At 59.3% G+C, this 20,107-nt stretch carries 24 protein-coding genes; 14 read left to right on the top strand and 10 right to left on the bottom strand.

Going from position 1 to position 20,107, the window contains the following annotated elements:
* Positions 1 to 21: 21 nt before the first annotated feature.
* Entirely contained in the window at positions 22 to 228 is a 207-nt protein-coding gene (locus tag ACA074_RS11645) for a hypothetical protein (protein WP_187680720.1), read from the bottom strand.
* A gap of 151 nt (positions 229 to 379) precedes the next feature.
* On the opposite strand from ACA074_RS11645, the gene ACA074_RS11640 reads away from it, so the two are divergent.
* A complete protein-coding gene (locus ACA074_RS11640; RefSeq protein WP_497679053.1) occupies positions 380 to 763 on the top strand; it encodes a DUF2784 domain-containing protein in 384 nt (127 codons plus the stop codon).
* Here ACA074_RS11640 and ACA074_RS11635 read toward each other — a convergent pair.
* A complete protein-coding gene (locus ACA074_RS11635; protein WP_187680705.1) occupies positions 760 to 1,206 on the bottom strand; it encodes an Rrf2 family transcriptional regulator in 447 nt (148 codons plus the stop codon). The genes ACA074_RS11640 and ACA074_RS11635 overlap by 4 nt on opposite strands.
* Before the next feature lie 130 nt (positions 1,207 to 1,336).
* Here ACA074_RS11635 and ACA074_RS11630 point away from each other — a divergent pair, with 130 nt between their 5' ends.
* Positions 1,337 to 2,224, top strand: a complete 888-nt coding sequence (locus tag ACA074_RS11630) for an NAD(P)/FAD-dependent oxidoreductase (RefSeq protein WP_497679052.1) — start codon at positions 1,337 to 1,339, stop codon at positions 2,222 to 2,224.
* Between the two features lie 6 nt (positions 2,225 to 2,230).
* Here ACA074_RS11630 and ACA074_RS11625 read toward each other — a convergent pair whose 3' ends face one another.
* Positions 2,231 to 2,758, bottom strand: a complete 528-nt coding sequence (locus ACA074_RS11625; protein ID WP_497659307.1) for a DUF3087 family protein — start codon at positions 2,756 to 2,758, stop codon at positions 2,231 to 2,233.
* Positions 2,759 to 2,982: 224 nt separating this feature from the next.
* Here ACA074_RS11625 and ppnN point away from each other — a divergent pair, with 224 nt between their 5' ends.
* The gene (ppnN, locus tag ACA074_RS11620; RefSeq protein WP_187680707.1) at positions 2,983 to 4,356 is read left to right on the top strand and encodes a nucleotide 5'-monophosphate nucleosidase PpnN; all 1,374 of its coding nucleotides are present in this window, start codon (positions 2,983 to 2,985) and stop codon (positions 4,354 to 4,356) included.
* 85 nt (positions 4,357 to 4,441) lie between these two features.
* Here ppnN and ACA074_RS11615 read toward each other — a convergent pair whose 3' ends face one another.
* Positions 4,442 to 5,854, bottom strand: coding sequence for an FAD/NAD(P)-binding protein (locus ACA074_RS11615; protein ID WP_497679051.1), 1,413 nt, complete (start codon positions 5,852 to 5,854; stop codon positions 4,442 to 4,444).
* Positions 5,855 to 6,418, bottom strand: a complete 564-nt coding sequence (locus tag ACA074_RS11610) for a helix-turn-helix domain-containing protein (RefSeq protein WP_401265423.1) — start codon at positions 6,416 to 6,418, stop codon at positions 5,855 to 5,857.
* An 85-nt stretch (positions 6,419 to 6,503) separates the two neighbouring features.
* Here ACA074_RS11610 and ACA074_RS11605 point away from each other — a divergent pair, with 85 nt between their 5' ends.
* From ACA074_RS11605 to ACA074_RS11575, 7 genes are all read left to right on the top strand, one after another.
* The gene (locus tag ACA074_RS11605) at positions 6,504 to 7,442 is read left to right on the top strand and encodes a DMT family transporter (protein WP_489880077.1); all 939 of its coding nucleotides are present in this window, start codon (positions 6,504 to 6,506) and stop codon (positions 7,440 to 7,442) included.
* A gap of 215 nt (positions 7,443 to 7,657) precedes the next feature.
* Positions 7,658 to 10,576, top strand: coding sequence for a monovalent cation/H+ antiporter subunit A (locus tag ACA074_RS11600; RefSeq protein ID WP_497679050.1), 2,919 nt, complete (start codon positions 7,658 to 7,660; stop codon positions 10,574 to 10,576).
* The gene (locus ACA074_RS11595) at positions 10,576 to 10,920 is read left to right on the top strand and encodes a Na+/H+ antiporter subunit C (RefSeq protein ID WP_007910763.1); all 345 of its coding nucleotides are present in this window, start codon (positions 10,576 to 10,578) and stop codon (positions 10,918 to 10,920) included. The genes ACA074_RS11600 and ACA074_RS11595 overlap by 1 nt, the downstream gene beginning before the upstream one ends.
* Positions 10,917 to 12,596, top strand: a complete 1,680-nt coding sequence (locus ACA074_RS11590; RefSeq protein WP_497679049.1) for a monovalent cation/H+ antiporter subunit D — start codon at positions 10,917 to 10,919, stop codon at positions 12,594 to 12,596. The genes ACA074_RS11595 and ACA074_RS11590 overlap by 4 nt, the downstream gene beginning before the upstream one ends.
* Positions 12,593 to 13,081 (top strand): Na+/H+ antiporter subunit E, encoded by a 489-nt coding sequence (locus ACA074_RS11585; RefSeq protein ID WP_187680713.1) that lies wholly within the window; start codon positions 12,593 to 12,595, stop codon positions 13,079 to 13,081. The genes ACA074_RS11590 and ACA074_RS11585 overlap by 4 nt, the downstream gene beginning before the upstream one ends.
* Entirely contained in the window at positions 13,078 to 13,356 is a 279-nt protein-coding gene (locus ACA074_RS11580) for a K+/H+ antiporter subunit F (protein ID WP_007910754.1), read from the top strand. The genes ACA074_RS11585 and ACA074_RS11580 overlap by 4 nt, the downstream gene beginning before the upstream one ends.
* On the top strand, positions 13,353 to 13,715 hold the full coding sequence (locus tag ACA074_RS11575) for a Na+/H+ antiporter subunit G (RefSeq protein ID WP_187680714.1): 363 nt from the start codon (positions 13,353 to 13,355) through the stop codon (positions 13,713 to 13,715). Before ACA074_RS11580 ends, ACA074_RS11575 begins: the two co-directional genes overlap by 4 nt.
* A 48-nt stretch (positions 13,716 to 13,763) precedes the next feature.
* On the opposite strand, the gene ACA074_RS11570 is transcribed toward ACA074_RS11575, so the two are convergent.
* Positions 13,764 to 14,204, bottom strand: coding sequence for a DUF3995 domain-containing protein (locus tag ACA074_RS11570; protein ID WP_497659302.1), 441 nt, complete (start codon positions 14,202 to 14,204; stop codon positions 13,764 to 13,766).
* Positions 14,205 to 14,297: 93 nt separating this feature from the next.
* On the opposite strand from ACA074_RS11570, the gene ACA074_RS11565 reads away from it, so the two are divergent.
* Positions 14,298 to 14,684: a DUF2946 domain-containing protein gene (locus tag ACA074_RS11565; protein ID WP_187680716.1), complete on the top strand. Its 387-nt coding sequence runs from the start codon at positions 14,298 to 14,300 to the stop codon at positions 14,682 to 14,684.
* A 92-nt stretch (positions 14,685 to 14,776) separates the two neighbouring features.
* A complete protein-coding gene (locus ACA074_RS11560; protein WP_497679048.1) occupies positions 14,777 to 16,909 on the top strand; it encodes a TonB-dependent receptor in 2,133 nt (710 codons plus the stop codon).
* A gap of 115 nt (positions 16,910 to 17,024) precedes the next feature.
* Here the strand turns inward: ACA074_RS11560 and ACA074_RS11555 are convergent, their stop codons facing one another.
* The 3 genes from ACA074_RS11555 to ACA074_RS11545 form a co-directional block, all read right to left on the bottom strand.
* Positions 17,025 to 18,041 (bottom strand): ABC transporter substrate-binding protein, encoded by a 1,017-nt coding sequence (locus ACA074_RS11555; RefSeq protein ID WP_497617710.1) that lies wholly within the window; start codon positions 18,039 to 18,041, stop codon positions 17,025 to 17,027.
* A 127-nt stretch (positions 18,042 to 18,168) separates the two neighbouring features.
* Complete coding sequence (locus ACA074_RS11550) at positions 18,169 to 18,366, bottom strand: hypothetical protein (protein ID WP_401265437.1); 198 nt, start codon at positions 18,364 to 18,366, stop codon at positions 18,169 to 18,171.
* 8 nt (positions 18,367 to 18,374) lie between these two features.
* Positions 18,375 to 18,824, bottom strand: a complete 450-nt coding sequence (locus ACA074_RS11545) for a hypothetical protein (protein ID WP_187681289.1) — start codon at positions 18,822 to 18,824, stop codon at positions 18,375 to 18,377.
* Between the two features lie 422 nt (positions 18,825 to 19,246).
* On the opposite strand from ACA074_RS11545, the gene ACA074_RS11540 reads away from it, so the two are divergent.
* Entirely contained in the window at positions 19,247 to 19,522 is a 276-nt protein-coding gene (locus ACA074_RS11540; protein WP_497679047.1) for a hypothetical protein, read from the top strand.
* Positions 19,523 to 19,571: 49 nt separating this feature from the next.
* Positions 19,572 to 19,808 (top strand): DUF2789 family protein, encoded by a 237-nt coding sequence (locus ACA074_RS11535; RefSeq protein WP_489880076.1) that lies wholly within the window; start codon positions 19,572 to 19,574, stop codon positions 19,806 to 19,808.
* A 6-nt stretch (positions 19,809 to 19,814) separates the two neighbouring features.
* On the opposite strand, the gene ACA074_RS11530 is transcribed toward ACA074_RS11535, so the two are convergent.
* A complete protein-coding gene (locus tag ACA074_RS11530) occupies positions 19,815 to 20,018 on the bottom strand; it encodes a hypothetical protein (protein ID WP_187681284.1) in 204 nt (67 codons plus the stop codon).
* Between the last annotated feature and the right edge of the window lie 89 nt (positions 20,019 to 20,107).

Raw genomic sequence — 20,107 nt, 5'->3', positions numbered from 1 at the left:
GGGGCTTTTTGTATGGGTCATTCAGGGTTTCAGCGGACGCTCCTGATCCCGATCCGACAACTCTCTGCTGTCGTCATGTTTCCAGGTCTGTTCTTGTCGTCTTTTTTGCTCCTCTATCTCCGCTTCCGTTGGCTCATCGTCATCATCATCCGGACGTGTCTGCTCGATTGCCATGCCCACCTCGCTTTTGGAAGAAATCATCATCCTTAGAGCGTAGAACAGTTTCATCGACCCACTTAAAACCACCAATGCAGCAAAGCGAAGAAACCAGCCAAAGACTCTGCCAGCAAATGCCGTTGGAAAGCATGAACAATCTTGCGCAATTGCCCCAGCCCTGCGCGTAACATAGCGCCATTCACAATCGCGTCAGGGAAACGACATGCTGTACCGAATCGCAGCCGATGGGCTGGTGCTGTTTCATTTGCTATTCATTCTGTTCGTGCTGTTCGGCGGGCTGCTGGTGCTCAAGTGGCCGCGGCTGATGTGGCTGCATATACCCGCCGCCGCGTGGGGCTTTGCGGTCGAGATGTTGCACCTGACCTGCCCGCTGACCTACTGGGAAAACCTCATGCGCCACGCCGCCGGGCAAACCGAATACGCCGGCGGTTTCATCGAGCATTACATCTGGCCGATCATCTACCCCGCCGGGCTCACCCCGCAGATTCAACTGGCGCTGGGCAGTGTGGTACTGGCGGTTAACCTGCTGGTCTACGGGCGGTTGATTTGCTCGTGGAAACTTCGCCGAGCCGCTGCACACTCTTAACTTGTCTCACCCTCGCGGACTGATGTGAAGCGCGCATCGAAATCTGCCGCCAAATCCGCCAGGGTGATGCCGCCCAATCTCGACAGCAACAGCGCCTGCGCTTCGTCGAAGGTGCGCGTCAGCGCGGCATTCACCGCTTGCTCGACCAGACACTCCGGATGATCCGTCGACAAGCCGATGGCAAAAATCGACTGCGTGCCCAGCGCCTGATGAATGTCCAGCAGCGAGATCTGCCCCAAAGGTTTGGCCAGCGCCCAACCACCCTGATGCCCCTTCTCCGACGTCACGAACCCCTGCTCCTTGAGCAAGCCCATGGTGCGCCGCACCACCACCGGATTGGTGCCCAGCATGCCGGCGATGGTTTCCGAGGTCGCACGTTTTTCGTGGCGATCCATGTGAATCAATACGTGAAGCATGCGCGACAGCCGAGTGTCATTTCTCATCGATGATCCTTTTCAAGCCCTTGCCAAGACGCGCCGAGTATCGCTTGCAATGTCTGAAGTTACGAGACTATTGACAGGCATATTTCACGTAACTTACGGTGTGCCGTGAAACCCACACGGAGATTTGATCATGGTGTACGACGTCATCATCGTCGGCGGCAGCTATGCCGGACTGTCTGCAGGCCTGCAATTGGCCCGCGCCCGACGCAAAGTGCTAGTGCTGGATTCGGGCCTGCGTCGCAACCGATTTGCCGAAACTTCCCACGGATTTCTCGGACAGGACGGACGTGCGCCAGGCGATATCGCCCAAGATGCCCGGGAGCAACTGCTGGCTTATCCGACGGTGCAATGGCTGGCAGATACCGCGCTGGAAGCACGTCAGACAGACCAAGGCTTCCAGGTGCACACCACCACCGACCAGCAAGCCAGCGCCAGACGACTGATCATCGCCAGCGGTGTCATCGATGAATTACCCGCCATCGAGGGTCTTCAAGAGCGCTGGGGTAAAAGCGTGTTTCATTGTCCGTACTGCCACGGCTATGAACTGAATCAAGGCGCAATTGGCGTGCTGGCGACGTCACCGCTGTCGATCCACCACGCCTTGCTCTTGCCGGATTGGGGCCAGACCACTTTCTTCACCAACGGTGTGTTCGAGCCGGACGCCGAACAACTGGCAGAACTCGATCGACGCGGCGTGACGCTGGAATCTCAAACGGTCAGTCATATCAGCGGTAAGCGAGCAGATGTAGCGCTCAGCGATGGCAGGGTGATCAGCGTTGCCGGTCTTTTCGCCATGCCGCGCACTCGAATGGCCAGCCCGTTGGCCGAGCAACTGGGCTGTGTTTTTGAAGACGGTCCGATGGGCCCGTTCATTCAAACCGACGCCATGCAACAGACCAGCATACCGGGCGTGTTTGCATGCGGTGACGCGGCGCTCGCCGCCGGTTCGGTTGCCGTCTCGGTAGGTGATGGCGCACGTGCGGGAGCCGGCACTCACCGCTCACTGGTTTTTGTCTGATACAGACTAACGAGACGTCTGCTTGAGAACTTCCAGCCACGCCGGATCAAGGCGTGGCTGATCGATATCAAAACCAAGCGCCTGCATGCGCTCCTTGTGCGCTTCGACTTCACGGTGCAGTTGCGCATGATCGCTGGAGTTACCGTCCAGCTCATGCATCTGCGTCAGTCCCAAGTGATAGAAACGCAATACCTTCATCGCCGTCGGATCATTCTTCTGCACTGCCGCCGTCACCTGATGCATCACGTTGGTGACGCTCATAAGATTGCGCTTGAGCCGCCAGCTATAAACAGCCGGGGCCATCCAGGTCTGATTCCAGAAGCGCCCGCGCAACAAAGCCGCCGTCAGCAGGAACGCCGCAAACACTCCGCCGACATTGAAGCGCAGGTTATCGCCGCCGGGCTCGCCAAACAGTGCCACCGCCACCGTCGAAAACAACATCGCCAGCACCAGGAACAGCACGGCGATGATCATTGTGCTGCGCCGCGTCTGCTGGCGAAAAGTAACGGCGTCCATCGGCTGAATCTCGAACATCACGACTGACTTCCTTGAATGACAAAAAGGGCAACGGAAAAAACTGGCCCGCGCATTATCGCCTCTACCAAGGATTTAGCTATGCTGGGGCTCCTTTTCATCTTTTCACCAATCAACGGGGACATGGCGGTACAGCGCAGATCGTGCCATCTTCATTCATGGATACACACTATTCGGATGCCATTCGCCTGGTTTGGGGATGACATCGTTTTAAGGATCATTGCATGACCCAACGACACGTAATCAACGCCTCGGTCAGCCCTAAAGGCAGCCTGGAAACCCTTTCTCAACGTGAAGTTCAACAACTGAGCGAAGCCGGATCCGGCAGCACCTACACCCTCTTTCGCCAGTGCGCCCTGGCCATCCTCAACACTGGCGCCCATGTCGATAACGCCAAGACCATCCTCGAAGCCTACAAGGACTTCGAAATCCGCATTCACCAACAGGATCGCGGTGTGCGCCTGGAGCTGTTGAACGCTCCGGCCGATGCTTTCGTCGATGGCGAAATGATCGCCAGCACCCGGGAAATGCTGTTCAGCGCCCTGCGCGACATCGTCTACACCGAAAACGAACTCGACAGCCAACGCATCGACCTGAGCACCTCGCAAGGCATCAGCGACTACGTCTTTCATCTCCTGCGCAACGCCCGCACGTTGCGCCCGGGCGTCGAGCCGAAGATCGTCGTGTGCTGGGGCGGCCACTCGATCAACACCGAAGAATACAAATACACCAAGAAAGTGGGCCACGAACTGGGCCTGCGCAGCCTCGACATCTGCACCGGCTGCGGCCCCGGCGTGATGAAAGGCCCGATGAAGGGCGCGACCATCGCCCACGCCAAACAGCGGATACATGGCGGTCGCTACCTGGGCCTGACCGAGCCAGGCATCATCGCCGCCGAAGCGCCGAACCCGATCGTCAACGAGCTGGTGATCCTGCCGGACATCGAAAAACGTCTGGAAGCCTTCGTCCGCGTTGGCCACGGCATCATCATCTTCCCGGGCGGCGCCGGGACCGCTGAAGAGTTCCTGTACTTGCTGGGCATCCTGATGCACCCGGATAACGCCGGCCTGCCGTTCCCGGTGATCCTGACCGGGCCGAAACATGCCGCACCGTATCTGGAGCAGCTCGACGCCTTCGTCATCGCCACCCTCGGCGAAGCGGCCAAGCAGCACTACGAAATCATCATCGACGACCCGGCTGAAGTCGCGCGCCAGATGACTCAGGGTCTGAAAGCCGTTAAGCAGTTCCGCCGCGAGCGCAACGATGCGTTCCACTTCAACTGGCTGTTGAAAATCGACGAAGGCTTCCAGCGTCCGTTCGACCCGACCCACGAAAACATGGCCAACCTGAAACTCAACCGCGACCAGCCACCGCACGAACTCGCGGCCAACCTGCGCCGGGCGTTCTCCGGGATCGTTGCCGGCAACGTCAAGGACAAGGGTATTCGCCTGATCGAAGAACACGGTCCGTATCAGATCCGTGGTGATGCGGTGATCATGCAACCGCTGGATGCTCTGCTCAAAGCCTTCGTCGCCCAGCACCGGATGAAACTGCCGGGCGGCGCGGCGTATGTGCCGTGCTATCGAGTGGTGGCGTAACTTTCAGCCACACGATAACCCTGCAGGAGCTGCGGCACGCTGCTCCTACAGGGTTCGGTTGTTGATGAAGAATTGGTTAGACTGCTTAATCGCGCAGACCATTTCGATTCGCCAGCCGCCCCGCCAACGCCTTCGCCTGCAACGCCACATCCGTCACCGCCGTACTCTCCCACCACATCCCGCGCAACGGCGGCCCCATGGCGAACAACCGGTTCGCTGCCTGCCCGTGCTCATCCAGCACTGCGCCGTCAATCGCCGCCGCAATCCCCAACGCCAACGGACCCGGCCGCACCAGCCCCCGCGCCAGCAATTGCTGCGGTAACGGCCTCGCGACGCGACGCCAGTCGTACTCGATGCCACTGGAATTGATCAACGCCGCGCCATGCACCACGCAGGTTTCAGCCTCGCCTCGCCGACGAATGCGAATACTCACCTCACCCTCCGCGCACGGCTCAAGCCCTTTGAAAGAAGCGGCCTGAATCCGCAAACGTCCCTCGTCATGCAGACGCTCAACCAACTGCGCACTCAGCGGCGGCGAACGATGGTGATGGCTTTCCCACCAGGGTCGAACATGACGTACGAATTGGCGACGCTGCACGTCAGTCGCCTGACTCCACAACCGTCCTATATGCGCGCGCACCGTGTCCAGCGGTGCTTGCCAGTCGATGCCTTGGGCGATGGCATCGCGGCAATGTCGACGCAATTCGTGCAGCAACTGCCGGGGCGAACGAATGTTGTGATCTTCAGCGAGGAAATCCACCCAAACCGGTGGTTGGCGCCGCACATGGGGCAGCAGCCCATGACGGGAAAACACTTCAATCGGCCCCCGATGCCCGGCCTGCTCCAGCGAGACCACGGCATCAACCATGGTCAGGCCGGAGCCGATAATCAGCACGGTCGATTGTGGATCGAGTTGACGCATGGCCGTGACATCCCACGGATCAAGTGCCGCGGCATTAACGCCACTGGATTGTTTTTGCGGCGTGCGCGCGGCGGGGAACATACCGGTGGCGAGCACCGCGTATGCGCCCCGTAAGTGCTGGCCATCGCTCAGAGTGAGTTGTACCGAATCGGTGTCGGTTTGCAGGTCGACGACCTCTGCGCGTATATGCTCGACGGTCGAGCCTTGTTGCGCACCGACACTGCGCGCCTCGGCCAACCGCTGCTGCACGTAAATGCCAAACAACCCACGAGGCGGGAACAGTTCACTGACAGGCACATCTTGCCCAGCCGACTCTGGCCAGCCACCGGCGGTAATATGCTCGGTCAGCCACTGCGTAAGGTCATTCGGGTTATCCGGGTCAACGCTCATCCGCGCAGCGTTGCCATTAAGCGTATGGCCCAATTCGACAGCGCTGTAAGCCTCGCCCCGCCCCAGTTCGGCTCGCGGTTCAATAATCAGAATCTTGCGCTGACCGGGCAGACGCAGCAATTGCACCGCCAGCATCGTGCCGCTGAGGCCACCACCAATAATCAGGATATCTGCGCGCTGACTCATTCAAATCACCACATTACGGACAAACCGCGCCGCGACATCCCCGTCATTGCGATAGGCATGCGGCTGATTGCTGGCAAACATGAAGAACTCCCCTGCACCGATGGGCTGCGGCTGATCGCCCAGCATTAACGTCAGGCAGCCTTCAAACACGTAGATCTGCTCGCTCCAGCCGTCGGCATCCGGTTGCGAGGGATAGACCTCACCGGGTTGCAGGCACCATTCCCACTGTTCGACTTCACGGGTCGCGGTAGCTTTCGACAGCAATACCGCTTTGCTACCGGGAATCACGCCGGCCCACGCCACCTCGTTGATCCGGCTCGGATCACGAGCATCGGGCGCCTGAATCAGATCGCTAAAAGCGACGTCGAGCGCTTCGGCGACACGGTCGAGGGTGGTCAGGCTGACATTCTTTTCGCCCGCCTCGATCGCCACCAGCATGCGCCGGCTCACCCCGGATTTTTCCGCCAGCGCGGTCTGGCTCATGTCGGCCGCGTGGCGCAGGCGTCGGACATTTTGGCTGACGTGTTGCAGGACGGAGGTTCGTTGGCTGGAATCTTTGGGCACTATATTGCTCACTCGGTGGGGTTGGGCAGTATACTGCGCAACGTTGGGCGCATTGTGCGTCCTGCCTTTTATAGTGCGCAAGGTTATGACGTCAGTGAATCGCCCCGACACCTCCCTCCGTTTCTCCCGTTTCAGCAAAGCCGAGTGCGTCCTGGTGCTGATCACCATGGTCTGGGGCGGCACCTTTCTGCTGGTGCAACACGCGATGACCGTCAGTGGGCCGATGTTTTTTGTCGGTCTGCGATTCGCAGCGGCGGCAGCCATCGTCACCTTGTTCTCGTGGCGCCATTTGCGCGAACTGACCCTGTTCGAACTCAAGGCCGGCGCCTTCATCGGCGTGGCGATCATGCTCGGTTACGGCTTGCAGACAGTCGGACTGCAAACGATTCCGAGCAGTCAATCGGCATTCATTACCGCGCTTTATGTTCCATTCGTGCCGTTGCTGCAATGGCTGGTGCTGGGGCGTCGACCGGGGTTGATGCCGAGCATCGGGATCATGCTGGCGTTTACCGGGTTGATGCTGTTGTCGGGACCGTCCGGCGCTTCACTGAATTTCAGCCCGGGCGAGATTGCCACGCTGATCAGCGCCATTGCCATTGCGGCCGAGATCATTCTGATCAGCAATTACGCAGGCCAGGTTGATGTACGCCGGGTGACCGTGGTGCAACTGGCGACGACTTCGGTGTTGTCATTCTTGATGGTGGTACCGACAGGTGAAGCGATTCCGGACTTCTCCTGGCTGTTGCTGGCGTCAGCGCTGGGCCTGGGCGCGGCGAGTGCGGCGATTCAAGTGGCGATGAACTGGGCGCAGAAGAGTGTTTCGCCGACCCGGGCGACGTTGATCTATGCCGGTGAGCCGGTGTGGGCCGGGATAGTCGGGCGGATCGCCGGTGAGCGGCTGCCGGCGATTGCGCTGGTGGGGGCCGGTTTGATTGTGGCGGCGGTGATTGTCAGTGAGTTGAAGACCAAGGGTAAAGCTGCCGTTGAAACTGAGGGCGCACTGGAGAACGACAACGGCAATTGAAAGCAAAGATCAAAAGATCGCAGCCTTCGGCAGCTCCTGTATTGGAATGCGTTTTCCTGTAGGAACTGCCGAAGGCTGCGATCTTTTTTCGCCGTTGAAACAAGGCCAAACACAAATATCCAGACTACTTTGTAGGATTCTGAGACATCCTCGCGTTTGGTGATCAGGGAGCTGGCACGTATGATGCTTCACAAACTTCCGCAGATTAGAAGCCTATGTCCCTGATAGTTCTACTGCTTCTGCCATTCATTGGCAGCTGTCTGGCAGCGATGCTGCCACACAACGCGCGTAATACCGAATCCCTGTTGGCTGGTCTGGTCGCTCTGATCGGCACCGTCCAGGTGGCAATGTTGTACCCGCAAATCGCCCACGGCGGCGTGATCCGCGAAGAATTCATGTGGCTGCCCAGCCTCGGCTTGAACTTCGTCCTGCGCATGGACGGCTTCGCCTGGCTGTTCTCGACGCTGGTATTGGGCATCGGCACACTCGTTTCCTTATATGCCCGCTATTACATGTCGCCGGATGATCCGGTGCCGCGTTTCTTCGCGTTTTTCCTGGCATTCATGGGCGCCATGCTGGGTCTGGTGATCTCCGGCAACCTGATCCAGATCGTGTTTTTCTGGGAACTCACCAGCCTTTTCTCCTTCCTGCTGATCGGCTACTGGCACCACCGCGCCGACGCTCGTCGCGGCGCCTATATGGCGTTGATGGTTACTGGTGCTGGCGGACTATGCCTGCTGGCGGGGGTCATGATCCTCGGCCATGTCGTTGGCAGCTATGACCTGGACAAGGTCCTGGCCGCCGGCGATCAGATTCGCGCACATGCCCTCTACCCTATTCTGCTACCCCTCATTCTTGTCGGCGCACTCAGCAAAAGCGCCCAGTTCCCGTTCCACTTCTGGCTGCCCCACGCGATGGCGGCGCCAACGCCCGTCTCCGCGTACCTGCACTCGGCAACCATGGTCAAGGCCGGGGTGTTCCTGCTAGCGCGCCTGTGGCCGTCGCTGTCCGGCAGTGAAGAATGGTTCTACATCGTCAGCGGCGCAGGCGCCTGTACGCTGTTACTCGGCGCCTATTGCGCGATGTTCCAGAACGATCTGAAAGGATTGCTGGCCTACTCGACCATCAGCCACCTCGGCCTGATCACTCTGCTGCTGGGCCTGAACAGTCCATTGGCCGCCGTCGCTGCGGTGTTCCATATCCTCAACCACGCTACGTTCAAAGCCTCGCTGTTCATGGCCGCGGGCATCATCGACCACGAAAGCGGCACCCGCGACATCCGCAAGCTCAGCGGTTTGATCAAACTGATTCCGTTCACCGCGACGCTGGCCATGGTTGCCAGTGCTTCGATGGCAGGTGTGCCGCTGCTCAACGGCTTCCTGTCGAAGGAAATGTTCTTCGCCGAAACCGTGTTCATCAACGCCACGGCGTGGGTTGAAGCCGCGCTGCCGATTGTCGCGACCATCGCCGGCACGTTCAGCGTGGCTTATTCGCTGCGCTTCACCGTCGATGTGTTCTTCGGCCCAACGGCCACCGACCTGCCGCACACCCCGCACGAACCGCCACGCTGGATGCGTGCGCCGGTGGAATTGCTGGTGTTCACCTGCCTGTTGGTGGGGATTTTCCCGGCACAAATCGTCGGACCATTATTGGCCGCTGCGGCGTTGCCGGTAGTCGGCGGCACCCTTCCCGAATACAGCCTGGCAATCTGGCATGGTTTGAACGCGCCCATGATCATGAGCCTGATCGCCATGTCCGGCGGCATCGTGCTCTACCTGTTGCTGCGCAATCAGTTCAGACAGGGCCGCTTCAAATATCCGCCACTGGTGGGCCGCTTCAACGGCAAACGCCTGTTCGAGCGCAGCCTGGTAGTGATGATGCGCATGGCCCGTCGGGTAGAACGCCGACTCGGCACCCGACGCCTGCAAATGCAGCTGTTCCTGATGGTGTTGGCGGCCGTGCTCGCCGGCCTGATTCCGATGCTGCACAGCAGCCTGAGTTGGGGCGACCGGCCGAAGATTCCTGGTTCCATTGTTTTCGTGACTCTGTGGCTGCTGGCAATTGCCTGCGCTCTCGGTGCCGCGTGGCAGGCCAAGTATCACCGTCTCGCCGCTCTGACCATGGTCAGTGTCTGCGGGCTGATGACTTGCGTGACGTTCGTCTGGTTCTCTGCACCGGATCTGGCGCTGACGCAACTGGCGGTCGAAGTGGTGACCACCGTGCTGATCCTGCTGGGTCTGCGCTGGTTGCCACGTCGGATCGAAGAAGTCTCGCCATTGCCGAGCAGCCTGCGCAAGGCGCGCATTCGTCGTCTGCGCGACTTGCTGCTTTCGATTGCGGTCGGTGGCGGCATGGCACTGCTGTCCTACGCCATGCTGACGCGGCAGACGCCAAACAATATCTCCTCGTTCTACCTCAGCCGCGCCATGCCCGAGGGCGGTGGCAGCAACGTGGTCAACGTGATGCTGGTGGACTTCCGTGGCTTCGATACCCTCGGTGAAATCACCGTGCTGGTTGCCGTGGCGCTGACTGTATTCGCGCTGCTGCGCCGCTTCCGCCCGCCGAAAGAAAGCCTGCAACTGCCAGCCCAGCAACGCCTGCTGGCGCCGGACGTGGTCACCGATCTGGTCAACCCGCGCTCGGCCAGCGACACCGCGCTCGGTTTCATGATGGTGCCGGCGGTACTGGTGCGCCTGTTGCTGCCGATTGCGCTGGTGGTGTCGTGCTATCTGTTCATGCGCGGGCACAACCAGCCGGGCGGCGGTTTTGTCGCCGGTTTGGTGATGTCGGTGGCGTTCATCCTGCAATACATGGTCGCCGGCACGCAGTGGGTCGAGGCGCAAATGAGTCTGCGGCCCCTGCGCTGGATGGGCACCGGGTTGCTGTTCGCTACCGCCACCGGTCTCGGTGCGATGGCCGTCGGTTACCCGTTCCTCACCACCCACACCTGGCATTTCACCCTACCGCTGCTGGGTGACATCCATATCGCCAGTGCGCTGTTCTTTGATATCGGCGTGTACGCGGTGGTCGTGGGCTCGACGCTGTTGATCCTCACCGCCCTCGCCCACCAATCGGTGCGTGGTCACAAGACTGCAGCGCTGCCCAAGTCCGTCGCCAGCAAAGGAGCCGTCTGATGGAAGAAGTCATCGCAATCGCCATCGGCGTCCTCGCCGCATCCGGCGTCTGGCTGATCCTGCGGCCACGGACATTCCAGGTGGTCATGGGCCTGTGCCTGCTGTCCTACGGCGTCAACCTGTTCATCTTCAGCATGGGCAGCCTGTTCATCGGCAAGGAACCGGTGATCAAGGACGGCGTGACGCAAGACTTGCTGCACTACACCGACCCGCTGCCACAGGCACTGGTACTCACTGCAATCGTCATCAGCTTCGCCATGACCGCGCTGTTCCTCGTCGTTCTGCTCGCCTCGCGCGGCTTGACCGGCACTGACCATGTCGACGGCCGGGAGCCTAAAGAATGATGGCGATGACTCACCTGATCGCCGCACCGATTCTGCTGCCGCTGCTGACCGCCGCCATCATGCTGATGCTCGGTGAAAAGCACCGGCCGCTGAAGGCGAAAATCAATCTGTTCTCCAGCCTCGTCGGTCTGTTCATTTCCGTGATGCTGCTGCAATGGACGCAGACCACCGGCGTGCCCGGCTCCATCGGCGTATACCTGCCCGGCAACTGGCAGGCGCCGTTCGGCATCGTGCTGGTGGTCGATCGCCTGTCGGCACTGATGCTGGTGCTGACCGGGATCATCGGCGTCAGTGCCCTGCTCTTTGCGATGGCGCGCTGGGACGGCGCGGGATCGAGCTTCCACGCGTTGTTCCAGATTCAGTTGATGGGTCTGTATGGCGCGTTCCTGACCGCAGATCTGTTCAACCTGTTCGTGTTCTTCGAAGTGCTGCTCGCCGCTTCTTATGGCCTGTTGCTGCACGGCTCCGGTCGGGCGCGGGTGTCGTCGGGACTGCATTACATCTCGATCAATCTGCTCGCCTCGTCGCTGTTTCTGATCGGCGCGGCATTGATCTATGGTGTGACCGGCACCCTGAACATGGCTGATCTGGCGCTGAAAATTCCGCTGGTGCCGGAAGCCGACCGAGGCTTGCTGCACGCGGGCGCAGGAATTCTCGCGGTAGCGTTCCTGGCCAAGGCCGGCATGTGGCCGCTGAACTTCTGGCTGGTACCGGCCTACTCCTCGGCCAGCGCCCCAGTGGCGGCAATGTTCGCGATCATGACCAAGGTCGGCGTCTACACCCTGCTGCGCCTGTGGACGCTGCTGTTTTCCGGGCAAGCAGGGGCTTCGGCGTTCTTTGGTGCTGACTGGCTGATCTACGGCGGCATGGCGACCATGGCCTGCGCGGCACTGGCGATTATTGCCGCCCAACGCCTGGAACGCATGGCCAGCCTGAGCATTCTGGTGTCGGCGGGGATTCTGCTGTCGGCCGTTGGTTTCGCCCAGCCGAACCTGATTGGCGCCGCGCTGTTCTATCTGGTCAGCTCGACACTGGCATTGAGTGCGCTGTTTCTTCTTTCCGAGTTGATCGAACGTTCGCGCTCGGCCAATGAGATCCCGCTGGAAGACGAAAGCGAATTGCTGCCTCGTCCGCAGGAATCACTGCAACCGCCCAAAGGCATCAACCTCGATGACGAGCAGAAAGCCGTGGTCGGTCAGGTCATTCCGTGGACCATGGCGTTTCTCGGCTTGAGCTTCATTGCCTGCGCCCTGCTGATCATCGGCATGCCGCCGCTGTCCGGCTTCATCGGCAAACTCAGCCTGATCGGTGCGTTGCTCAATCCACTGGGCCTCGGTACCGACGCGCAAATTTCAAACGCGGCGTGGGCGCTGCTGGCACTGCTGATCCTGTCCGGACTGGCCTCGTTGATGGCGTTCTCGCGCCTCGGTATCCAACGCTTCTGGACACCGGAGGAGCGCCCATCACCGTTGCTGCGCAAACTCGAATGCGTGCCGATCTTCCTGCTGCTGGGATTGAGCATCGCCCTGACCTTCAAGGCCGAACCGCTGCTGCGCTATACCCAGGCCACCGCCGATGCCCTGAACAACCCGCAGCAATACGTGATGGCGGTGCTCGGCACCCGCGCCGTACCGAGTCCGGAAGCCAAGACAGCCCAGTTGGAGGTACAGCCATGAAGCGCGTATTTCCTGCACCGTTACTGTCGTTGGCGCTATGGGCATTGTGGTTGACGCTGAACCTGTCGATCAGCCCGGGCAATCTGCTGCTCGGCGCAATATTGGGTTTTGCTGCACCGCTGATGATGCGCAAGTTACGCCCGAAACAAGTGCGCATCCGCCGCCCGGGGACGATGCTGCGCCTGTTCCTCCTCGTCGGTCGTGACGTGGTGATGTCCAATCTGATCGTCGCCTGGGGTGTGCTCAATGCCGGCCGCCGCCCACCTCGTTCGTGCTTCGTCAAAGTGCCGCTCGACCTGCGCGATGCTCACGGTCTGGCGACGCTGGCGATGATCTGCACGGTGGTGCCCGGCACGGTGTGGTCGGAATTGGCACTGGATCGCAGCATTTTGTTGCTGCACGTTTGGGATCTGGATGACGAAGCGCAGTTCATTGAGCACTTCAAGACTGCTTACGAACGACCGCTGATGGAGATTTTCGAATGAGCCCATTACTGTCGAACGCAATTTTGCTGACGCTGTTTCTGTTCTCGCTGGCGATGGTGCTGACGCTGGTTCGGCTGTTCAAAGGACCCTCGGCTCAGGATCGGGTTCTGGCGCTGGATTACCTCTACATCGTCGCCATGTTGATGATGCTGACGCTGGGCATTCGTTATTCAAGTGACACCTACTTCGAGGCGGCGCTGCTGATTGCGCTGTTCGGCTTCGTCGGCTCGTTTGCCCTGGCGAAATTCCTGCTGCGTGGCGAGGTGATCGAATGAACGCTGAATTGTCTCTGTGGGTTGAGATTCCGGTGGCGATCCTGCTGGTACTCAGCGGCATTTTTGCGCTGATCGGCGCGACCGGTTTGTTGCGAATGAAGGACTACTTCCAGCGCATGCATCCGCCGGCACTGGCCTCGACGCTGGGAGCGTGGTGCGTGGCGCTGGCTTCGATCATCTGCTTCTCGGCGCTGAAGTCCGGGCCGGTCATACATGCGTGGCTGATTCCGATTCTGTTGGCGATCACGGTGCCGGTGACCACGTTGCTGCTGGCGCGGGCGGCGTTGTTCCGCAAGCGCATGGCTGGGGATGATGTTCCGGCCGAGGTCAGCAGTCGGCGGACTGAGAGCGGAAGCTAACCCTTTAAAAGATCGCAGCCTGCGGCTGCGATCTTTTGATACTGCTTTTCAGATCCAAGCCACAGCCAACAACCCCGCCCCCAACGCCAGACACAACGGCGAATACACCCACGTATCCAGCCGCGCAAACCGCGAGCCTTTCACCTCCTTGAAGAATCCCACCAGATTCGAATCACCAATCGCCCGGGCAAACATCAACAGCGCAATCGCACTGATCACCCATTGCAGCGCCTTGTGATGCACCGCTGGCATTCCCCACCCGACCCGCAGACACACCAAAGCGGCAATCGCCAATAACGCAGCCGCCACCACCAAAGTAATCCACCCCGACGGTTTGAACGCCGGTCGCACCGTTTTCACAAAACCTTCCACCGGCACTTGCGGCACCGCCGCCACCGCCGCCCATTGCCCACCCAGCGCCCAATACACATGTACCAGGGCGATTACCGCGAACGTTGTCACCAGCCATTGAGCCAACACAAAGGTCATGGTTGAAATCCTTGAAAGGGATTTGAACAAATCATCCTAGTCGCATTTTTTTCAAGTGCACGACCGATCAGCGGTACGGTAAAGTGCCGCCCCATGAAATTCTCCCGTTCCGATCGCTCACTGCTGGCCTGGATGCTCTATTGCTGCGTCCTGTTCAACGTGTTCGTCTGCAGCATCGGACACGGACAAATGGTCGGCATGCAGCTCAACGGTATCGGCGGCCAGTTCTGTACCGTGGACCCGGCGACGCAAGCGCCGCTCGCCGCCAACCCGTCCGAAGAAAAACTGCCAACCCTGTCCAAAGCCTTCGGTTGCCCACTTTGCTCAACAGGCGGCATGGGCCCGGCGTTCAATTCCAGCCTGACCCTGGCGATCCTGCCGGAACAACACAGTCCGCCACTGGCGCCGATCGTCAGCGCCGACCTCCCAGCCCGCTCCACCTGGCCCTCGGCCAACCCTCGCGCCCCACCGCTCGCCTGAGTGTTCTTGCCTTTTTGATTTGTCAGCCCACTGCGCCAACGCGCGGCGTTCGCCTGTGCGCTGACTCCTAGACAAGCATTCAGGATTCAACAATGAAACAACTCACTCTGCTGGCGAGCCTGTGCGGCTGCCTGTCCGTTAACGTCTGGGCGCAATCCACTGTGGATCTGGCGCCGATCACCATCGACGGCGAGTCCGGCACCGAACCGGGCCTAAACATCGACCAATCCAGCGGCATGGCCTCGCGCCTCGGCTTGAGCGTGCGCGATACGCCCGCCTCGGTGGCCATCGCCAATCGCAACGACATCGAACGCCACGGCGCACAGAACTTCCAGGACGCCGCCAACACCCTGCCCGGCGTCAATGCCAGCGCACCGCCAGGCTTTGGCGGCTTCGTCTCCTATCGCGGCTTCACCAGCAGCCAGATCACCCAGATGTTCAACGGCATCAACGTGTCCGGCGGACTCGCTCGCCCGGTAGATGCGTGGATTTACGATCGAGTGGAACTGGTCGGTGGTCCGTCATCGCTGATCAACGGCGCAGGCTCTGTGGGTGGTTCGTTGAACTACGTGACCAAACTGGCAACCCGCGACGAACAGGCTGTTGAAGGCAGGGTCAGCTACGGCACTTACGACACCACCGAAACCGCGTTCGGCCTCAACCATGCCCTGACCGACCCGAGCAGCGAGATGCAGCACTACGCACGTCTCGACGTCAGCCACAACACCAGTAACGGCTACATCGACCGTCAGGAACGCGATGCCTGGAGCGTGGCGTTCTCATTGCTCAGCGACCTCACGCCGAACCTGTCGCACACCCTGGCGCTGGAATATCAGGACGAACACGAAGACAGTCCGTATTGGGGCACCCCGGTGCTCAACCCCAAGGCCGGCGAGTTGAAGATCGATAAACACAATCGCTTCAACAACTACAACGTCGAAGACGGTCGATATGAACAGCGGACGATCTGGGTGCGCTCGATCATCGACTACCGGATCAACGACAACACCACCCTGCGCAATACCCTGTATCACCTCGACAGCCAGCGCGATTACCGCAACCTGGAAACCTACCAGTACAACGCCGACAACACGGCGGTGAATCGCTCGACGGCGTATCAGGTACGGCATCAGGGCGAGCAGAACGGCAACCAGTTCGAACTGCGCCACGACAACACGCTGCTGGGTCTGGATACGACGTGGTCGGGGGGCTTCGAGTACAAAGTCAATCAAACCACCAACTCGCCGCTCAACATCAAAGACGTGAACACGGTGGATGCGAACAACTACCGGCCGGGGCATTTCTATGACATTCCCGGCACCAATCCCAAGCTGATCAGCGATAAGACCAACGAGGTCACCACCAAAGCGTTGTTCGTGGAAAACCGGCTGGCGCTCACCGACAAACTGTCACTGCTCACCGGCCTGCGTTATGACGACATCGATCTCGACGTGACCAACCACCGCACCGTAACCGCCACCAACCCCAAGCACCTCAAGCGCAGTTGGGCGCCAATCACCGGTCGCGCGGGTCTGACCTATCAGTTCATCCCATCGGCTAACGTCTACGTGCAATACAGCACCGCCGCCGAGCAGCCCAACGGCACGCAAGACTTCGACGTCTCGACCGGCAAGCAATGGGAAATCGGCAGCAAGTTCGATTATCTGAACGGGCGCGGCTCGGCGACGGTGGCGGCTTACACGATTGAACGAAAGGACTTTGCCGTCACCGACCCACTGGACCCGGCCAGCAGCATCCCGGTCGGTCAGCAGACGTCTAAAGGGATCGAGATTGCCAGCTCGTTGCGGATCACCGACAAACTGCTGGCCGAGGGTAACTTCGCCTGGGTCGACGCGCAGTACGATGACTTCACTGAGAAGAATGCGGCTGGCGTGGTCGTGTCGCGCAAAGGCAACACACCGACCAACGTTCCGGACCGGGTCGGCAATCTGTGGCTGACCTATGATTTCTCGCCGCAGTGGCAAGGCGGGGTCGATGCGCGTTACGTGGCGTCGGTGTTTGCCGATAACGCCAACACCATGACAGTGCCGTCGTACACGCTGTTCGGCAGTTTCCTCAGTTACAAGGTTGATTCGCACACCACCGTTACCGGGCGAGTGCGCAATTTGACCAATGAGGTGTATGCCGAATTTGCGCATGTTTCGCCGGCGTACTATTTGGGTACGCCGCGAACCTTTGAGCTAGCAGTGCAAACTCGATTCTAAAAGCATCGCGGGCAAACCCGCTCCCACAGTGTTTTGTGTCGTACACATATTTTGCATCCGACGATAAACCTGTGGGAGCGGGCTTGCCCGCGATGAGGCCTGTGGCCGCGGCTCTCTATTTCAAATCAGCCGAAACCTTGTCCGCCACATCCTTCGGCAACCACGCCTGCCACACATCCGGATGCGCCTTCATGAATGCCACTGCCGCATCACGGGGCGCGGTGTGTTTCTCACTCATCTCAGCCAACGCCTTGTTCAACGGCCCGATCGGAAAATCAACCTTGCTGAAGAACTCGGCAATCTGCGGATACTGCTTCTGAAACGGCGTCGACACACCAATCGACAGCTTCGAGGCCAGCGAGCGGGTCGGTTTCGGATTGGGATTATCGGCGTCGGTCAGCGTCTTCCACGCCTCGGCGTCAAACGGCGGTTCTTCCAGTTGCACCAGTTTGAATTTGCCCAGCAACGGTGTTGGCGACCAGTAATAGAACAGCACCGGTTTGCCCCGTCGAATCGAAGAACTGATCTCGGCGTCCAGCGCTGCACCGGAACCACTGCGGAAATTGGTGTAGTCGTCCTGCAATCCGTACGCGGTCAGCTTCTGCTTATTGACCACTTCCGACGTCCAGCCGATCGGGCTGTTGAGAAAACGCCCCTTGCTCGGGTTTTCCGGGTCCTTGAACACGTCTTTGTATTTCTTCAAATCACTGACACTGCGCAGGTCCGGTGCCAGCGGCTTGATGCCCTTGGCCGGGTCGCCCTTGATCACGTATTCCGGCACCCACCAGCCTTCGGTGGCGCCCTTGACTGTATCGCCCAGGCTCACGACCTTGCCTTCTGCCTCAGCCTTGACCCACACCGGACTGCGCCCGGCCCATTCTTCGCCGATGACCTGAATGTCATTGTTGGCCAGCGCGGTTTCCAGGGTGATGGTGGTGCCAGGCAAGGTGTCGGTCGACAATCCGTAGCCCTTCTCGACGATGATCCGCAGGACATCGGTGATCAGGCTGCCGCTTTCCCAGTTCAGGTCGGCAAAATGGATCGGCGCTTGTGCCGCCATGACCGATGGCACTGAAGTCAGCAAACCGAATGTGGCCACGCTGGCGGCCAATAACCGTCGAAATCCGTTCATGCATTGCACCTCGTGCTGTTCACAGCAATGGCAGGATGGCCTGAGAGAAGACCGCAAGCCTCTGCATACTCAGTCAACTGACTGTAGCCGAGGTTCCTGCTTTTTCAGGGCCAGACCCTGGACGAGGTCAGGTTTCAGACTTTTCCTGCATGCTTTGCAGCTCGCGTCTGACCATGCTGGCGTATTCCGCCGGGCGCAACGTGTAGATCTGCGCGGCCACCCAACCGAGCCAGGCGCCTTGTAACTCGGCCTTCGCGGCGAACAACCGCCGGGCCTCATCGCGCGCACTGTCAAGGTTTTGCGAATGGAAATCGGCGCGGCTCAAACCACCGATCACTCGCTGGCCTTGAAAGTCACCAGTTCACCCTTGCGCCATTTCGCGGCTTTGGCGGTGACGGCTTTCAGGGTCTTGGTCAAACCTTCCTGCAACTGCGCATGGGCGGCGAACACGGTCACCACGCTATGACCTTCCTTGAACAGGATCGCGTGGCCATCCGCCGTCTCGACGAAGGCGTAATCGCCGATGCCATAGACCGTCAGTTTGATTTCGCGAAAACGGATATCCATCTTGCCGCCTTCACGGCTGGGCAACACCGACGCACTGAAATGATCGCCAACCTTGAGCTTCAGGCCCGGTTTGTCATCGACCACCAACGCGCTTTCAGTGTCGATTTCGGCAACGTAGATGCCTTCAGCGTTTTGCTCGGTGATGTAAACAAAACGTGATTGGAACAGCTTGACCAGCTTTGCACGCAAATCACCCAACACGAACAAAGCATGCATATCGAGATTACTGACTGCCAAAGAAACATCCCCACATCTGAATAAACCGCACACGGAAAACGCGCACGACAAAAAACGGCCAGGCCGATGGAACTGCCAAATGACACAAATAAAAGCCCGAACTGAGCAGACTGCTCATTCAACGCGAGGTTCGTAAGACTACTGGATTGTCACTCGCGAAACTCACGCCAATGTCGCCAAAGCTCGAAGGAATAATCCTTACCGGCGACCAAAGAAAGCTGATTACGAACTTTAGGGAAAATTCTCACGAAAAAAAGCATTTTTCCGACATATCACTCGCGAAAAATTGCTTTAGATAAGCCCTGTCGTCACCAAGCACTGGCGATTCTAGAGCAGCGATGCTCATTACGACTACCCGAAACGGCCTGCAAATATCGGCCAACCGATGAAAAGGACTTCATATGTGCACTCTGACTCACTTCGCCATGCCCACTGACGCCCGACTCAAATCGCCCCTTATCCTGCATGTCGCCGATATGAACGATCTGCAGGAACACGAACAAAAGGATATGGCTCCGCGCTTTCAAGTCGTACCGGCCGGCAACGCTTTCTTCCACATCAAGGAAAAATCGACCGGCCGCGTAAGAGGTTTCCGCGAAGATCACAACGAAGCGTGCGCCCTCGCCCGCTCACTCGAAATGCAAATCGAACTCCTGGCCAGTGCTTGCCTCAGATAAAGAGAGCGATCGACTGCGCCATACCGGCGCACATCAGAAGGAGCAAATGATGGATCTTGAAGGTTATAACTTGAAAACCCTGTTCGATCAGTTGGGTCTGCCTTCAGAGGAAACAGATATCGATGATTTCATCGATGGACATTCACTGGACGCTGACACCAAATTAGTCGATGCGCCCTTCTGGTCAGAATCTCAGAAGCAAACGCTTCAGGAGTGGATTGGCAAAGACGATGACAGGGCAATAGTCTTCGACGAACTGAACGTACGCCTTCACGACGGCAAGTAACCTCGATCAGTGCAGGCTGTCACCAGGCGCGGCCTGCAACTGCGCGAGCCACGCAGCCCTGCACTCCTCGGCCTCGTCGCGACTGGCAAACGCAGTACCGCGCCGCTCACCATTGAGCAAAACCACCCAGCAAACACTTCGGCCCATCGCGCGTAAACCGGCGGGCACACCGCTGCCAATCATCACGGCAACATCAACTCTGCACTGCATGCAGACCTCCCCAAATCATTAGCTACCTAACTATGTAGGCATGTTAATGATTTACTCGCGGAGGAAACAGCAACGCCCGTGCACAGATT

It is taken from the genome of Pseudomonas sp. LBUM1655 (assembly GCF_059716085.1).
Note: the sequence above shows the minus strand (reverse complement) of the source record. Positions and strands in the feature narration are given on the sequence as shown.

Excerpts from the sequence above, each read along its gene's own strand:
- ACA074_RS11560 (WP_497679048.1), top strand. The coding sequence starts at position 14,777 with ATGAAACAACTCACTCTGCTGGCGAGCCTGTGCGGCTGCCTGTCCGTT.
- ACA074_RS11565 (WP_187680716.1), top strand. The coding sequence starts at position 14,298 with ATGAAATTCTCCCGTTCCGATCGCTCACTGCTGGCCTGGATGCTCTAT.
- ACA074_RS11540 (WP_497679047.1), top strand. The coding sequence starts at position 19,247 with ATGTGCACTCTGACTCACTTCGCCATGCCCACTGACGCCCGACTCAAA.
- ACA074_RS11530 (WP_187681284.1), bottom strand. The coding sequence starts at position 20,018 with ATGCAGTGCAGAGTTGATGTTGCCGTGATGATTGGCAGCGGTGTGCCC.
- ACA074_RS11585 (WP_187680713.1), top strand. The coding sequence starts at position 12,593 with ATGAAGCGCGTATTTCCTGCACCGTTACTGTCGTTGGCGCTATGGGCA.
- ACA074_RS11595 (WP_007910763.1), top strand. The coding sequence starts at position 10,576 with ATGGAAGAAGTCATCGCAATCGCCATCGGCGTCCTCGCCGCATCCGGC.
- ppnN (WP_187680707.1), top strand. The coding sequence starts at position 2,983 with ATGACCCAACGACACGTAATCAACGCCTCGGTCAGCCCTAAAGGCAGC.
- ACA074_RS11555 (WP_497617710.1), bottom strand. The coding sequence starts at position 18,041 with ATGAACGGATTTCGACGGTTATTGGCCGCCAGCGTGGCCACATTCGGT.
- ACA074_RS11625 (WP_497659307.1), bottom strand. The coding sequence starts at position 2,758 with ATGTTCGAGATTCAGCCGATGGACGCCGTTACTTTTCGCCAGCAGACG.
- ACA074_RS11600 (WP_497679050.1), top strand. The coding sequence starts at position 7,658 with ATGTCCCTGATAGTTCTACTGCTTCTGCCATTCATTGGCAGCTGTCTG.
- ACA074_RS11630 (WP_497679052.1), top strand. The coding sequence starts at position 1,337 with ATGGTGTACGACGTCATCATCGTCGGCGGCAGCTATGCCGGACTGTCT.
- ACA074_RS11635 (WP_187680705.1), bottom strand. The coding sequence starts at position 1,206 with ATGAGAAATGACACTCGGCTGTCGCGCATGCTTCACGTATTGATTCAC.
- ACA074_RS11545 (WP_187681289.1), bottom strand. The coding sequence starts at position 18,824 with ATGCATGCTTTGTTCGTGTTGGGTGATTTGCGTGCAAAGCTGGTCAAG.
- ACA074_RS11645 (WP_187680720.1), bottom strand. The coding sequence starts at position 228 with ATGAAACTGTTCTACGCTCTAAGGATGATGATTTCTTCCAAAAGCGAG.
- ACA074_RS11575 (WP_187680714.1), top strand. The coding sequence starts at position 13,353 with ATGAACGCTGAATTGTCTCTGTGGGTTGAGATTCCGGTGGCGATCCTG.
- ACA074_RS11605 (WP_489880077.1), top strand. The coding sequence starts at position 6,504 with ATGACGTCAGTGAATCGCCCCGACACCTCCCTCCGTTTCTCCCGTTTC.
- ACA074_RS11535 (WP_489880076.1), top strand. The coding sequence starts at position 19,572 with ATGGATCTTGAAGGTTATAACTTGAAAACCCTGTTCGATCAGTTGGGT.
- ACA074_RS11640 (WP_497679053.1), top strand. The coding sequence starts at position 380 with ATGCTGTACCGAATCGCAGCCGATGGGCTGGTGCTGTTTCATTTGCTA.
- ACA074_RS11590 (WP_497679049.1), top strand. The coding sequence starts at position 10,917 with ATGATGGCGATGACTCACCTGATCGCCGCACCGATTCTGCTGCCGCTG.
- ACA074_RS11580 (WP_007910754.1), top strand. The coding sequence starts at position 13,078 with ATGAGCCCATTACTGTCGAACGCAATTTTGCTGACGCTGTTTCTGTTC.
- ACA074_RS11570 (WP_497659302.1), bottom strand. The coding sequence starts at position 14,204 with ATGACCTTTGTGTTGGCTCAATGGCTGGTGACAACGTTCGCGGTAATC.
- ACA074_RS11615 (WP_497679051.1), bottom strand. The coding sequence starts at position 5,854 with ATGAGTCAGCGCGCAGATATCCTGATTATTGGTGGTGGCCTCAGCGGC.